This window comes from Bradyrhizobium sp. 22 (assembly GCF_000482425.1).
Lineage (GTDB): Bacteria > Pseudomonadota > Alphaproteobacteria > Rhizobiales > Xanthobacteraceae > Bradyrhizobium > Bradyrhizobium japonicum_B.
The window spans coordinates 398705-412827 of the sequence record NZ_KI519400.1; the positions used below are offsets into that span (position 1 = coordinate 398705).

At 66.4% G+C, this 14123-nt stretch carries 16 protein-coding genes; 5 read left to right on the forward strand and 11 right to left on the reverse strand.

Translation table 11 applies throughout. The features are described from left to right. Positions 1-1044: 1044 nt before the first annotated feature. Entirely contained in the window at positions 1045-2199 is a 1155-nt protein-coding gene (locus K410_RS0127355; RefSeq protein ID WP_028137826.1) for an MFS transporter, read from the forward strand. On the opposite strand, the gene msrA is transcribed toward K410_RS0127355, so the two are convergent. The 3 genes from msrA to K410_RS0127370 all read right to left on the reverse strand — a co-directional run bounded on the left by msrA (position 2196) and on the right by K410_RS0127370 (position 5699). Beyond that, complete coding sequence (msrA, locus tag K410_RS0127360) at positions 2196-2711, reverse strand: peptide-methionine (S)-S-oxide reductase MsrA (protein WP_028137827.1); 516 nt, start codon at positions 2709-2711, stop codon at positions 2196-2198. The two genes, K410_RS0127355 and msrA, sit on opposite strands and share 4 nt — an antisense overlap. Before the next feature lie 131 nt (positions 2712-2842). Next, on the reverse strand, positions 2843-3265 hold the full coding sequence (locus K410_RS0127365; RefSeq protein ID WP_028137828.1) for an OsmC family protein: 423 nt from the start codon (positions 3263-3265) through the stop codon (positions 2843-2845). Between the two features lie 112 nt (positions 3266-3377). Continuing rightward, entirely contained in the window at positions 3378-5699 is a 2322-nt protein-coding gene (locus K410_RS0127370) for a molybdopterin guanine dinucleotide-containing S/N-oxide reductase (RefSeq protein WP_028137829.1), read from the reverse strand. Between the two features lie 205 nt (positions 5700-5904). On the opposite strand from K410_RS0127370, the gene K410_RS0127375 reads away from it, so the two are divergent. Continuing rightward, positions 5905-6255 (forward strand): RidA family protein, encoded by a 351-nt coding sequence (locus tag K410_RS0127375; protein ID WP_028137830.1) that lies wholly within the window; start codon positions 5905-5907, stop codon positions 6253-6255. Positions 6256-6291: 36 nt separating this feature from the next. Here K410_RS0127375 and K410_RS37335 read toward each other — a convergent pair whose 3' ends face one another. Together K410_RS37335 and K410_RS0127385 are read right to left on the reverse strand one after the other, a co-directional pair. Further along, complete coding sequence (locus K410_RS37335) at positions 6292-6540, reverse strand: hypothetical protein (protein WP_049820340.1); 249 nt, start codon at positions 6538-6540, stop codon at positions 6292-6294. A gap of 61 nt (positions 6541-6601) precedes the next feature. Then, entirely contained in the window at positions 6602-6796 is a 195-nt protein-coding gene (locus tag K410_RS0127385) for a hypothetical protein (protein WP_028137831.1), read from the reverse strand. Positions 6797-6882: 86 nt separating this feature from the next. On the opposite strand from K410_RS0127385, the gene K410_RS0127390 reads away from it, so the two are divergent. Continuing rightward, positions 6883-7398 (forward strand): YciE/YciF ferroxidase family protein, encoded by a 516-nt coding sequence (locus K410_RS0127390; protein ID WP_028137832.1) that lies wholly within the window; start codon positions 6883-6885, stop codon positions 7396-7398. A gap of 223 nt (positions 7399-7621) precedes the next feature. On the opposite strand, the gene K410_RS0127395 is transcribed toward K410_RS0127390, so the two are convergent. The 4 genes from K410_RS0127395 to ubiT all read right to left on the reverse strand — a co-directional run bounded on the left by K410_RS0127395 (position 7622) and on the right by ubiT (position 11051). Then, positions 7622-8479 carry an SDR family oxidoreductase gene (locus tag K410_RS0127395; protein WP_028137833.1) on the reverse strand — a complete coding sequence of 286 codons (858 nt, stop codon included), beginning with the start codon at positions 8477-8479 and terminating at the stop codon, positions 7622-7624. Between the two features lie 78 nt (positions 8480-8557). Beyond that, on the reverse strand, positions 8558-9502 hold the full coding sequence (ubiV, locus tag K410_RS0127400; RefSeq protein WP_028137834.1) for a ubiquinone anaerobic biosynthesis protein UbiV: 945 nt from the start codon (positions 9500-9502) through the stop codon (positions 8558-8560). Positions 9503-9528: 26 nt separating this feature from the next. Continuing rightward, positions 9529-10506, reverse strand: coding sequence for a ubiquinone anaerobic biosynthesis protein UbiU (ubiU, locus tag K410_RS0127405; RefSeq protein WP_028137835.1), 978 nt, complete (start codon positions 10504-10506; stop codon positions 9529-9531). Beyond that, positions 10506-11051, reverse strand: coding sequence for a ubiquinone anaerobic biosynthesis accessory factor UbiT (gene ubiT / locus K410_RS0127410; RefSeq protein WP_028137836.1), 546 nt, complete (start codon positions 11049-11051; stop codon positions 10506-10508). Before ubiT ends, ubiU begins: the two co-directional genes overlap by 1 nt. 100 nt (positions 11052-11151) lie before the next feature. Here ubiT and K410_RS0127415 point away from each other — a divergent pair, with 100 nt between their 5' ends. Both K410_RS0127415 and K410_RS0127420 read left to right on the forward strand, forming a co-directional pair. After that, the gene (locus K410_RS0127415; RefSeq protein ID WP_028137837.1) at positions 11152-12681 is read left to right on the forward strand and encodes a UbiD family decarboxylase; all 1530 of its coding nucleotides are present in this window, start codon (positions 11152-11154) and stop codon (positions 12679-12681) included. Then, positions 12678-13268, forward strand: a complete 591-nt coding sequence (locus tag K410_RS0127420) for a UbiX family flavin prenyltransferase (RefSeq protein WP_028137838.1) — start codon at positions 12678-12680, stop codon at positions 13266-13268. The genes K410_RS0127415 and K410_RS0127420 overlap by 4 nt, the downstream gene beginning before the upstream one ends. A 13-nt stretch (positions 13269-13281) precedes the next feature. Here the strand turns inward: K410_RS0127420 and K410_RS0127425 are convergent, their stop codons facing one another. Both K410_RS0127425 and K410_RS0127430 read right to left on the reverse strand, forming a co-directional pair. Beyond that, entirely contained in the window at positions 13282-13605 is a 324-nt protein-coding gene (locus tag K410_RS0127425; RefSeq protein WP_028137839.1) for a metal-sulfur cluster assembly factor, read from the reverse strand. Continuing rightward, entirely contained in the window at positions 13602-14111 is a 510-nt protein-coding gene (locus K410_RS0127430; RefSeq protein ID WP_028137840.1) for a DUF2249 domain-containing protein, read from the reverse strand. Before K410_RS0127430 ends, K410_RS0127425 begins: the two co-directional genes overlap by 4 nt. Positions 14112-14123 lie beyond the last annotated feature (12 nt).

Below are 14123 nucleotides of genomic sequence, written 5' to 3' on the forward strand. Positions count from 1 at the left end.
TCGTGTCCCGGACAAGCCGCAGCGCGCGAGCGTTGCGGCGCAGAGCCGGGACCCAGGGCGACACGCCGCGACATGGACCCCGGCTCTGCAGCGCAGCGCACCGGACGATGCTCGCATCGCCGGGGAAGCGCTGCGCTGCGTCCGGGGCACGAGAGCGGTGGGCGGCGCGCTGTCTCAGTCGTCATTGCGAGCGCAGCGAAGCAATCCAGAATCCCTCCGCGGAAAAACTCTGGATTGCTTCGCTGCGCTCGCAATGACGGAGTATGAGGAAACGACATCGCTCTTCCAACTGCATCTGAACTCGCAGACGCGCCTTCGCATTCTCGCGGCGCGTTTCGCCCGAGCTTTGCTTGCGTCTCCACCCTCAAATCCAAGAGGGCGCAGGGAAGGCCGGGTGCTGACAACGCACCCGCGGTCTGCTGCGCAAAATGCACACGCAGAAGAACCGCACAGCAGCATACAGGTGGGTGCCGATCACTCGGCCTTCCCTGCGCGATGGTCGGACGGCTTATGCCGCGCTCTCCCGGGAGCCGAATGTCCTTCTGGCCTCCCTCGCCCCGCGGATTGGATGATGCAGTCTGCCCGGTTGGGCTCGCTCGCACCTCCGCGGTAGGCTTGACCGTAGCAACGACGGCCAGGACCACACGGTTTTGCCGTACGCACGGCCCGCCATGTCGCTGCAGTATTCCCGTGCCTCGTCGACGAAGCCGGAAACTTACGAGCGAGACGAAGCCTAGCAGCGCCGTCGTCCGCACGCGGCCACGGACTCACAGGGACTACCCGCCCTGCCCGCACCTCTCGTGCCGACGCTGCCGCGTCCACCGCAAGCCCGGCTCGCGATCAAGACGACCTCGAGATCGCCCCTCCTGGTTGAGCCGGGATGGGCGATACATACGTCAAAACCGAATTTCGGTAAAGTGGAATATTTTTGACGAGGCGGATTGACATGGGGCGACACAGAGCCAACGAGCTGCCGCCGACATAAAGTCGCAACAATCTTCGGGCTTGTCATTCCTCCCGCCTCTGTTCCCCCCGGAGATTCCATTGTCCTCTGCCGACCGGCCGGCGACACGCCTTGCGACCCGGCTTGCCTTCCTCGTTGCCGGCTTCGGCATCGCATGCTGGGCGCCGCTGGTGCCGTTCGCGAAGACGCGGCTCGGCGTCGACGACGGCGTGCTCGGTCTGCTCCTGCTCAGCCTCGGCATCGGCTCGGTGGTCGCGATGCTGCTGACCGGGATCGTGAGCGCGCGCTACGGCAGCAGGCCGATCATCATCGCGGGCGGGTTCGGCCTGGCGCTGGTCCTGCCCCTGCTCGCGGTCGCAGACTCGCCCGCGACGCTTGCGCTGGCCCTGTTCGCGTTTGGCGCCGCGCTCGGCTCGATCGACGTCGCCATGAACATCCATGCCGTGAAGGTGGAGCGCGCCGCGAAACGCCCGCTGATGTCCGGCTTCCACGCGCTGTTCAGCATCGGGGGCTTCGCCGGAGCCGCGCTGATGACGGCGCTGCTCTCGCTGCAATTCGGCACGCTCGCCTGCACGCTGATCTGCTCCGTGCTGATGCTGATCGCGATGGCCGTGACCGCGCCGCGCCTGCTCCGCTCGGTGCAGGTACAGGAGGGCCCGCTGTTCGTGCTGCCGCACGGATCGGTGCTGCTGCTCGCGCTGCTCGGCGCCATCACCTTCCTGGTCGAAGGCGCGATGCTGGATTGGGGCGCGCTGCTCGTGATCGGCGCCGGGCTCGTCACCGAGGCGCAGGGCGGCGCCGGCTACATCGTGTTCTCGATCGCGATGACGGTGGGCCGGCTCGGCGGCGACGCCGTCGTTGCCCGCATCGGAGACCGCGCGACGTTGCTGTGGGGCAGCCTAATCGCGATCGCGGGCTTCGTGATGCTGCTCACCGCGCCCGTTGCAGCACTTGCCATCGGTGGTTTCCTGTTGATCGGGCTCGGCGCGTCGAACCTCGTGCCGGTGCTGTTCCGCCGGGCGGCGCGGCAAACGGTGATGCCCGCCGGCCTGGCCGTCGCGGCCGTCACGACCGCGGGCTATGCCGGGGTCCTCATCGGTCCGGCCGGCGTCGGCTTCATCGCACAGATTGGCGGGCTGCCAGCGGCATTCGGGCTGCTGGCAGCGCTGATGGGCCTCGTCACGCTGTCAGCGCCGATCGTCACGACAAGCGCACGTCAGGGCACGGCGAGCTAGCCGCCCACCGCAGCCGCGCGGCGGGGCAGCTTCCAGCCGGGCCGGATGAAGTGGCAGGTGTAGCCGTCCGGATAACGTTCGAGATAATCCTGATGCTCCGGCTCGGCCTGCCAGAACTCGCCAGCAGGCGCGACCTCGGTCACCACCTTGCCCGGCCAGAGGCCCGACGCCTCGACGTCGGCGATGGTGTCTTCGGCGATCCTTTTCTGCTCCTCGCTGGTGTAGAAGATCGCCGAGCGGTAGCTCGTGCCGAGATCGTTGCCCTGGCGATTGAGCGTGGTGGGATCGTGGATCTGGAAAAAGAACTCCAGCATGGTCCGGAAGCTGGTCCTGGCCGGATCAAACATGATCTCGATCGCCTCGGCGTGGCCTTCGTGATTGCGGTAGGTGGCGTTCTTGACGTGTCCGCCGGTGTAGCCGACCCGGGTGGAGATCACGCCCGGCTGCTTGCGGATCAGATCCTGCATGCCCCAGAAGCAGCCTCCGGCCAAAACTGCGCGCTCTGTCGTCATCTGTCCGCTCCCGATTGCTTTACGTTCGACATCTGCCGCAACATATGCTTTCGGCCGCCCGGCCGAAAGCCATGCCTTGCATGCCTGCCCGGCCGGTTCCTCGAACCGTGGGCCCGTAACGAGCCCCCGCCTTAGCCCAGCTTGGCGTCGAGCGTGATCGCGGCGTTGAGCACCTTCGACACCGGGCAGTTCTTCTCGGCCTCGCCGGCGAACTTGGCAAAGGCTGCCTCGTCGAGGTTCGGCACCTTGGCACGCAGCGTCAGCGCGGACTTGCTGATCTTGAAGCCCTTGCCTTCGGGCTCGAGGGTCACGGCGGCTTCGGTCGAGAGCTCGTCCGGCGTGAAACCGGCCATCTGGAGGCCGAAGGCCAGCGCCATCGTAAAGCAACCGGCATGGGCGGCCGCGATCAATTCCTCGGGATTGGTGCCCTTCTCGTTCTCGAACCGGGTCTTGAACGAATAGGGGGTCTGCGCCAGCACGCCGGATTCGCTCGTCAAATGGCCCGTGCCATCGCGACCGGTGCCCTTCCAGACTGCCGTTGCCTTGCGGATCATCTCGGTTCTCCTCGTTTGATTGCAGTACCGGCACTCGTATCCGTGGAAGGCGGCATCGGCATGACCGCCTGCCCTTCCAAATCGGCCGTGCGCCGCAGCGGTTCCATTAGCCCTATGCCGGATCGAACGCGCGGATCGGCGGCAGATTGCCGGTGAACTTCTCCACCTCGACCGTCGTCAGCTGACCGGTGCAGCCCTGCGCCAGGGACGAGGTGCCGACGTCGCGGGTGAGCACGTTGGGATTGCCGTGAACGCAGAGCGGCGCCTCGTCTTCCGGATCCATCGGATCGTACCAGGCGCCGGTCGGAAGCTGCACGACGCCAGCGGCGATGCCGTCGGTGACGTGGACTGCGGCCAGGCAGGCGCCGCGCGCGTTGAACAGGCGGATGATGTCGCCATCCCCGATGCCGCGCGCATCCGCGTCGACCGGGTTCATGCGCGCCACCTCGCGGCCGCGATGTTTCGAGCTAAGCGAATGCCCGCCGAAATCGAGCTGGCTGTGCAGGCGCGTCACCGGTTGATTGGCGACCAGGAAGCACGGCGAGCCGGGCTTCGGCGTGTCGGACTTCTCCAGCCAGACCGGATGCCCCGGACAATCGGCGTCGCCATGGGCCGCGATCTTGGCCGAATAGATCTCGATGCGGCCGCTCGGCGTCGGCAGCGCGTGATTGACGGGATCCTCGCGGAAGCGGCGCAGCCGGCCGCCGTCGTCGGGCTGCTGCGGCACGACCAGGCTGCCGCGCGCCCAGAATTCGTCGAAACTCGGCGCCTCCAGGCCGCGCCTGGCGAGCGAGGCGCGGGTCGGCTCGTAGAGATGCTCCAGCCATTGCCGCGACGTGCGCCCCTCGGTGAAGGGTTCACGGGCCCCTAGACGCTCGGCGAGATCGGCGAAGATGTCGTAATCGTCGCGCGCAAGACCGAACGGCTCGGCGATCCGGTGCATGGCGACCATGAGGGGGTCGTTGGTGGAATAGCCGATGTCCTCGCGCTCCAGCGTCATCGTCGCGGGCAGCACGATGTCGGCATGCCGGGCCGTGGCAGTCCAGGCCAGCTCGTGCACGACGAAGGTGTCGAGCTGCGCAAAGGCCTTGCGCAGGCGGTTGAGATCCTGATGATGATGGAACGGATTGCCGCCGGCCCAATAGACGAGACGGATATCGGGATAGGTGCGCGTCTCGCCGTTGTAACGATAGGTGGTGCCGGGATTAAGCAGCATGTCGGCGATGCGGGCCACTGGAATGAAATCGGCGATGCCGTTGCGGCCCTGCCCCAGCGTCGGTCCCGGCACGTCGTTGACACGGCGGCCGTAATAGCCGATCGCCCCGAGCGAATAGGCGTAGCCGCCGCCGGGAAGGCCGATCTGGCCGAGGGCTGCCGCCAGCACCATGCCCATCCATACCGGCTGCTCGCCATGCTCGGCGCGCTGCAGCGAATGCGAGACGGTGATCAGCGCGCGTTTTCCGGCGAGCCGGCGCGCCAGCTTCCGGATCGTGTCGGCCGCGACGCCCGAGATGGCCGCAGCCCATTCGGCATGCTTGGCTTGCCCGTCGCTCTCGCCGGTGAGATAGCGCAGGAAGACGGGCCAGCCTTCGGTGTAGTGATCGAGGAAGGCCTGATCATGCAGCCCCTCGCTCACCAGCGTGTGGACGATGCCGAGCATCAAGGCGGTGTCGGTGCCGGGCACGCAACTCATCCATTCCGCACCAGCTTCCACCGGCAGATCGTCACGCAGCGGGCTGACCAGGATGAATTCGCAGCCGCGCCGCCGCGCCGCCGCCATCGCGCCGCGCTCGACGTGCTTGCTGATCGAGCCGCCGGCTACCATGGAGTTCTTCAGCGCCATGCCGCCGAAGGCCAGCACGATCTCGGTCTCGGCCGCGATCTGCTCCCAGGTGACGTTGCGCTTGGTGATGTCCTCATAGCCCGCCAGAATCTGCGGCAGCAGCACCGAGGACGCCCCCGACGAATAGGAGTTCACCGAGCGCACATAGCCGCCCATCGCGATGTTGAGAAAGCGATGCACCTGGCTCTGGGCATGATGAAAGCGCCCGGCGCTCGACCAGCCATAGGAGCCGCCGAACACGGCGCCCGGCCCGCGCGTATCGCGGATGCGGCCGAGCTCGTCGCCGAGCAGATCGAGCGCCTTCTCCCAGCTGACCGGGACGAACTCATCGCGGCCGCGGCGATCGTCGGGGCCCGGCCCGCGCTCGAGCCAGCCACGGCGGACCGCCGGCTGGGCGATGCGCGCCTGGTGGCGGAGCGCACCGGGAAAATTGTCGATGATGCCGTTCGGATCGGGGTCGCCCGCATAGGCCCTGACCTCCAGCCCGGCCGCGCCCTGACGCGCCGAAAACACGCCCCAATGCGAGGTGTGCGGCCTGAAGCCGTCCGACAGGTCAAGACCGGGATCGGGAAAGCCAATCGTATCGTCCATCATCTGTTCCTTGTTCCGGCACGAGGTGGCAGTATACCGATCATCCCGGGATGTCGTCGAGATCAGCGCCGACAGGGCTGTCGTGCGCGAGCACCGCCTGGCAACCCTGGTCCGGACCATGCGGTGGCGATACGCAGACACCGGCGCTCGCGTTTGCCTGGAATGTGCGATATGCCGCGGCTCTCACAGCGACAACGGATGTCTCATGATCAAACGCGTCTTGCCGTATGAAGGTCTGCTCCACGAAGTGGTCGAGCACAATGGCGTGCTTTACATCGGCGGCATCGTCCCCGAGGACACCAGCCTCGATATGGCGGGCCAGGCCAACGACGTGCTCGCCCAACTGGCGCAGCTGTTGAAGACCCTCGGATCCGATCCAGCCCACGTCTTGCAGGTGACGATCTACATGACTGATCTCAACGAGAAGGCAGCGTTCAACGCGGCCTGGAAAGCGCACTTTGCAGAAGCTCATCTGCCGGCACGCGCGGCAATCGGCGTGGCCGACCTCGGTCCGGGCGTCAAGCTCGAGATGACGGCCATTGCTGCCCGGCCATAGCGGCGCGCCAAAGCCTGGCGTGGGGGCCCGCCGGCATCATCCACGCGCGCAGCAATCGACCAGCAGCTGCCAGATCCGCTGCGTCTCACCTCGCTCGTGCCCCTCCGCCACCTTCTCGGCGCCGGGCCGACCATATCGGACGATGGCGTGCATTTCGCGAGGCACGATCCATCGTTCCGAGATCGGGTCGTACCATTTTCCGATTTTCACCTCAGTCACGGCGATCGACTCACAGATTTGATCAACGGTCTGCGATGCGCCTGCCGCGGCCTGATCGGAAGCCATTCGGCGAGACGTCACTCAGTTTACCAATCATGAGCCCGCACGATCGTTCCGCTTGCCTGCATCATCCCGGCCGGGCGGGGTGAATTGTGCGCGGATGCCGCTCATGCAGCAGCCGAGCAAGCTCCTCGCGCTCGGTCTCGCGCCCCTTCATGGCGGTCTCGAACAGCGCCTCCTGGATGTCGCGAGGCATGTCGCCCCACACGTCCATCGCCGCGCGTCCGAGCAGGCCCGCAAGATGATCAATTCCGTCGTTCATTCGGCTCTCCTGGTCTTCACCACCGATTGGAACAGCTGCCGCCGTAGAGCGTTCCACTGCCATCATTGTGAAAAGGAGCGTCTTTTATGGGTTTCTTCACCAAGGACATCAAATCGATGGAAGACCTGCTGCTGCACGGGCTGCAGGACATCTATTACGCGGAACAGCAGATCCTGAAAGCGCTGCCCAAGATGATCGACAAGGCGACCAACAGGGACCTCGCCGCAGGCCTGAAAGCGCATCTGGACGAGACCAACAAGCAGGTCGAACGGCTCGACAAGGTGTTCGCCAAGCTCGGCAAGCAGCCCAGCGGCACGCAGTGTCCCGCCATCGACGGCCTCATCGATGAAGCCGATGCGACCGCCGGTGAGATCGAGGACAAGGCCGTGCTCGACGCCGCGATCGTCGCCAACGCGCAAGCGGTGGAGCATTACGAAATATGCCGCTACGGCACGCTGATCGCCTGGGCCGAAGAGCTCGGCCACGACGACATCGTGCGCTTCCTCACGACCAATCTGAACGAGGAGAAGGCGGCCAACACCAAGCTGAACACGGTAGCGCTGCGCAAGGGCGTCAACGCCAAGGCGTCCGACGCTGCTTGAGCAAGCGTTGCAAAGCCGAATGGATTGGTTGAATCGATTGCTGCGGCTCCGGCACCTCTCCCGCTTGCGGGAGAGGTCGCGCCTAAGGCGCGGGTGAGGGCTTTCTCCTCTAGGGGATTGTCCCATTGCGGATGCACCCTCTCCCCGACCCTCTCCCGCAAGCGGGCGAGGGAGTGCGCCGCGACTCTTGTGTTAGACCTCGTCTCACATCGCCCTAATGCTGTCAGATGAACGGCTTCCCGCCGGTGACGGCGAGCGTCGCTCCCGAGGTGTAGCTCGAGAGCGGATCGGCCAGCATGACATAAGCCGTTGCGAGCTCGGCCGGCTGACCGGCGCGCTGCATCGGGACCTGCTTGCCGAAGTTCTTGACCCTGTCCTCAGGCATGGTCGACGGGATCAGCGGCGTCCAGATCGGCCCCGGAGCAACGGCGTTGACCCGAATACCCTTCTCGGCAAGCATCTGGGCAAGCCCACCGGTGAAATTCTGGATGGCGCCCTTGGTGGTGGCGTAAGCCAGCAGCGTCGGATTTGGCATGTCCGAGTTCACCGACGCGGTGTTGATGATGGCAGCGCCTGGCCGCATGTGCGGGACAGCGGCCTTGGTCAAATAGAACATGGCGTGGATGTTGGTCGCGAACGTGAGCTGCCATTCCTCGTCGCTGATGTCGGCGATATCCTTGAACGTGGCCTGATGTGCCGCATTGTTGACCAGGATATCGATGCCGCCGAGCTCCTCCACGGTGCGACGCACGATCGACCGGCAGTGGTCGGGATTGCTGATATCGCCGGGGATCAGGACGACCTTGCGCCGCTCCCGCTCCACCAGCGCCTTGACCTCGGCCGCATCCTCGTCCTCGTTCAGATAAGAGATGACGATGTCGGCGCCTTCGCGCGCGTAGGCGATCGCGACCGCGCGGCCGATGCCGCTGTCGCCGCCGGTGATCAGCGCCTTCTTTCCGGCCAGGCGTCCGGCGCCCTTGTAACTCTCCTCGCCGTGGTCCGGCCGCGGCTGCATCGCCCGCGTCGAACCGGGCATCGGTTGCTGTTGCGGTGGATAAGGAGGCTTTGGATAATCGGTCATGGACAACTCCCGGGAAGCTCGCTGCGCTAACGGAGCGCCGCCGAAACTGTTCCTGGGATGGTCCGGACGACCGTAGCCCTATCCGGGTGAGACGACCCCGATCTGCGACACCGCACCTTGCGCATCCCCTGATCGGGCCTGACGATAGAGGTGACCTGGCTCTGCCCACAGGAACCCGTTCGAGAACGGCACACCAGGATAGGCCGCCGCAAGCCGGCGGTTGCCGCCATCGACATCGTCGCGACCGTCGAGCACGTCGCGAAAAATCCTGGCGACGGCGACCATGTCGCAATCCTGCGGCGACAGGCGCAGCGAGCCGACTTTGCTCTGGCGCAACAGTTCGGCCTCGCCCAGCAGATTGGCGCAAGTGTGAGACAGCGTCTGCACGCCGTTGATGGTCAGAAACTCCTGCTGCTCCAGCGTTTTCAGGAGCAGACCATCCGGATCCTTCTCGCAGACGAAGCGGCAATTGTCCTTGGCGAGCTTGTGAAGGCGCGCATGATAGCAGCGGGCCGAGATCGCCAGCGGCACCCTGCCGAACGCGAACACCTCGATCGTGACATCGGGAACGGCCTTCGCGATCGCCGCCACCGAGGCCAGCGGCAACTCGGGCGGCAGGCAGATGCGCCCCGCCCCATGCGCGGCGTGAAAGGCCGCGCTCGCCTCGTTGTAGATGTTGACGAAGGGCCCGATGGCATGCGGCCGGCCTGCGAGCGCCCTGAGACAGGTCAGATCGTTCACCTCGACCAGCGCGCCTTCGGCCGAAGCGAGCTCTTCGGTCTGGCGGCGCTCGCGCCGCAGCGAGACCAGGATCAGCGAGCCCAGCAGCACCTGCTTGCCTGCCTTCTGCAGCCGCTCGACCACGGCCGGGATGTGGTCGGCGAAGAACGGCGACCGCTTCGAGCAGACGATCTCGCCGACCGATACGATGTCGACCGGCGCTTCCTCGGCGATACGGAAATAGAAGTCGCGCCAGCGTTCCGGCGCCCAATTGTACAGAACTGGACCGAGGCTGAGTTGCATCGCTTGAGCTCACATGTTTCGAAAGACTAGCGCCAGGTCTTGCGATAGGCGCCGAGCGTGGAGGCCTGGCCTTCGGTGAACGGCTTCAGGCTCGCAATATCCGCCTCGCTGCCGCTCTCGAGCGCCGCGAGCGCGTGACGGAAATGGCGCACCACGCTTTCGACATAGGCGCGGCCGCGCTGGCGTCCCTCGATCTTGAGCGCCGTGACCCCGGCATCGCGCAGGCCCCTGAGCAGCGTGGTGGCGTCCAGGCTGACGGGATCCTCGAAAATGTAACCGGCGCCCTGCGCGGTCGAGAAACGGCCCTTGCACAGCGTCGGATAGCCGGCGGGCTCGCTCGTTCCGAACCGGTTGATGGCGAAGCCGCCGAGGCTGGACTTCGTCCCCTCCGCGGTCTGTTCGTAGGTCACATGGCTCGGCGGCGAGCAGACGCCTTGCATGTTCGGCGACTTGCCGGTGGCGTAGGACGACAGCGAGCAGCGCCCCTCGGCCATCACGCAGAGGCCGCCGAACACGAAGACCTCGGTCTCGCAGGCGGACTCCCGGGTGATCTCGGCGATCTCCGGCACGCTCAGGACGCGCGGCAGCACGACGCGCCGCGCCCCGAAATTCTCGGCATAGAAGGCGATGGCATCCGGATTCGCGGCCGCGGCCTGGACCGAGACGTGCAAACGCTGGTTCGGGTGGCGCCGCGCCGTGTAGTCCATCAATCCGATGTCGGCGAGGATCAGTGCGTCGGCGCCGGCACTCACAGCATCATCCACGGCGCGATGCCAGATGTCGACGGCGCCGGCGCGCGGAAAGGTGTTGATGGCCACCAGGATCTTGGCGCCGCAGTCATGCGCGAGCGCGATTGCCTTGCGCAGCTCGTCGCGGCTGAAATTCAGGCCGGGAAAGTTGCGGGCGTTGGTCTCGTCGTTGAAGCCGCAATAGATCGCGTCGGCGCCGGCGTCGATGGCGCTCTTCAGCGCCGCCGGCGTCCCGGCGGGACAGATCAATTCCATCATCTCGATTGCTCGCTATGTCTCGATGAGCCGATCACATGACCGCGGACGGCCTCGCAGGCGCGCCTCGCCGGCACGCCCAGCGGGCCGAACAGCGAGGACAGTTCGGCGGCGAGATCGAGCTGGGCGTCGTCGATCGCATTGCGCAGCGCCAGCACCGCCTCGACATCGCCCTCGATGACGAGCTCGCGCGAGAACATCAAGGCATCGCCGTCGACCTTGCCTTCGAGCAGAGCCAGGAGATTGGCGAGCGAGGCCGAGATGCGCGCATCCAGGCCCTTCGGCAGCTCGCGCACGACGGACAGCCGCGGCGGCGTCGCCTCGACCACGAAGGCAAAGGGCAGATCGGTCGGCTTGATGCCGAACCGCGCGCGCGCATGCGCGCCGAGCCGGTCGAATATCGCTGGGTTGCGCCGGTGGATGCGCCGCAGGACGCCGCCGAGCACGAGCTGCAAAGGCAGCAGAGGCAGGGGACGCATCGCCAATGCGACGAGCGGGGGAATCGTCGGCAACGGGCCGGGCGATGCGGCGGACGGGTCATTCATGGCGCCACATCTGGACGGATTGCACATTGTTGTATTTGAGCCGGAACAATGAAGACCAAAAACAGGCCGGCTAGCTGTGATTTTTTGGGAGCATCTTCAGTTGCAACGTGATGTGCCGCGCTTTCGCGACCTGGCCGACTTCCTGCGCTTCATCGAAGGCCGGGGGCAGTTGCGACGCATTCGCGAGAAGGTCTCCGTCGTCCACGAGATCACGGAAATCCACCGGCGTGTGCTGGGGGCGCACGGACCGGCATTATTGTTCGAGCAGCCCGTCAGGGCCGACGGCGAACCATCGGAGATGCCGCTCCTCACCAATCTGTTCGGAACGGTCGAGCGGATCGCGTGGGGCATGGGGATTGCGCCCGACCGCCTCGAAGAGCTTGGCGAGCTGATGGCCGAGCTGCGCGCGCCGCGGCCGCCGAACAGCATCAGGGACGCCTTCGGCAAGCTTCCGCTCGCCCGCGCCGCGCTAGCGACGCGCCCGCGCACGCGCGCGGCGGCACCGGTGCAGGATTGCGTCACGATGGGGCCCGACATCGATCTCACGAGATTGCCGGTGCAGATCTGCTGGCCCGGCGAGCCGGCGCCGCTGATCACCTGGCCGCTCGTGATCACCGTGCCGCCGGACTCGACGACGGCGGACCAGGAGGAGAATGTCGGCGTCTACCGCATGCAGGTGCTCGGTCGCGACCGCGCCATCATCCGCTGGCTCGCGCATCGCGGCGGCGCCCGCCATCACCAGCAATGGAAGGCGATCGGCCGCGACATGCCGGTCGCGATCGTCATCGGGGCCGATCCGGCCACCATCCTGGCCGCGGTGCTTCCGCTGCCCGAGACCATGTCGGAGCTGCGCTTCGCCGGAATCCTGCGCGGCGAGCGGCCCGATCTCGCGCCATGCCTCACCGTCCCGCTCGCGATCCCGGCCGAGGCCGAGATCGTCATCGAGGGCCTGGTCTCTGCGACCGAGACCGCGCCCGAGGGGCCCTATGGCGACCACACCGGGTACTACAATTCCGTCGAGGAATTCCCCGTGATGCGCGTGACGGCGATCACCAGCCGGCGGCAGCCGGTCTATCTCTCGACCTTCACGGGCCGTCCGCCGGACGAGCCGTCGCGGATCGGCGAAGCACTCAATCGCCTGTTCGTGCCACTGATCCGGCAGCAATTCCCTGAGGTGACCGACTGCTGGCTGCCGCCGGAGGCGTGCTCCTATCGCATCGCGGTCGCGGCGATCAAGAAGCGCTATCCCGGCCAGGCGCGGCGGCTGATGCTGGGCCTGTGGTCGATGCTGCCGCAGTTCAGCTACACCAAGCTCCTGATCGTGGTCGACGACGACATCGACGTCCGTGACTGGAAAGCCGTGATGTGGGCGGTCTCGACGCGCAGCGACGCCTCGCGCGATCTCGTGATCCTCACCGACACGCCGATCGACTATCTCGATTTCGCCTCGCCGAAATCCGGGCTCGGCGGCAAGCTCGGCATCGACGCCACCACGAAGATGCCGCCGGAGACGGATCGTGAATGGGGCGTTCCGCTGGCGATGGATCCCGCCGTGGTCGCACGTGTCGATGCGATGTGGGCGAGTCTCGGCCTTTCCGGCATGCCCGTGCGCGCGCCGATCCTGACATGAGCGGGCGGCAAGGCATCGTCGTCGGCATCAGCGGCGCCTCGGGCGCCGCGATCGGCATGCGCATCGTCGAGCTGCTGGCCGACGATCCGCACTACGCGGTGCACCTCGTGGTCTCGCCCGCGGCCGAGCGGACGCTGAGCGAGGAAGTGGGCAGCGATGCGCTGGCGCGGCTGCGCGCGCTCGCCTTCCGCCATCATCTTCACTCGGACGTCGGCGCCGCGATCGCCAGCGGCTCGTATCCGGTTGCGGGCATGATCGTGGCGCCGTGCTCGATCCGCACGCTCTCGGCCATCGCCTGGGGGCAGCTCGACAACCTCCTGACGCGCGCGGCCGACGTGCAGCTCAAGGAGCGACGGCGGCTGGTGCTGCTGGTCCGCGAGAGCCCGCTGCACCTCGGCCATTTGCGCAGCATGCTGCAGGCAACCGAGATCGGCGCGATCATTGCCCCGCCGATGCCGGCCTTCTATCTGAGGCCACAATCGCTCGACGAGGTGATCGACCAGATCGCCGCCCGGGCGATCAACCTGCTCGACCTGACAAAGCTTCGCGCACCCGCAAAGGCCTGGTCGGGCTCGGAAGGCGCATAGCCGGCTCGCCGGATCAATTCACCTCGGCAAAGCCGAGCGATGACCTGACGCCCGGCGAGATCATCGAGGGCTGCCAGGGCGGCTCGAATGTCATGGTGACGTCGACCGATTCGACGCCCGGAACCAGGCACGCGCTGCTCGCGACCCCCTCCCTGAGGAAGGACGCGGCGGGGCAACCGCGCGTGGTCGCCGTCATGGTGATGTGAGCGGCGCCGTCGTCGACCGACACGTCATAGATGAAGCCGAGGTCGACGATGTTGTGGCCGAGCTCCGGATCGATCACGACCTTCAGTGCCTGCCTGATCTGGTCCACGAGATCATCATCGTTGATCGTCATGGCTGCACCCTCACCGTCAACTGATAGGAATCCTTCTGCGGCGTGAAGCCGCCGCGCCATTGATGGCCGCGCTTGCTCAACTCCCGAAACAGGAAGACCGGTTCGCGGCTGAGCAAGGCGGACAGCGTCTGGCCCGGCGCGAGCCGCTCCAGGGCGGCCAGAATCCGAACCATCGGCTCGGGCGGATCGAGGTCGCGATTGTCGAGATGGACCGCGGGCTCCGGCCAATCGCCCTCGCTCGCGGCCGCGAGGACCGGTTCGGCCGCCTCGACCGAGCCGTCGTCCGGCATGAAGCGGATCTCCCATTCGCCGCCTTCGAGCTCGGCTGCCCGATGAGCAAAGCCCCTGCTCGCCATGACGTCGAACAGAGGGACCGGCTTGAAGGGAGCATAGAGCCGCAGCCCCTCCCCGGGCTCGAGCCGCTCGAGCGCGGCCATGATGATCGAGAACGGCTCGCCGCCTGCACGCAGGATCGGCCGGACATCGACGTCGATGAATTCGGTCATTGCAGTCTCCTT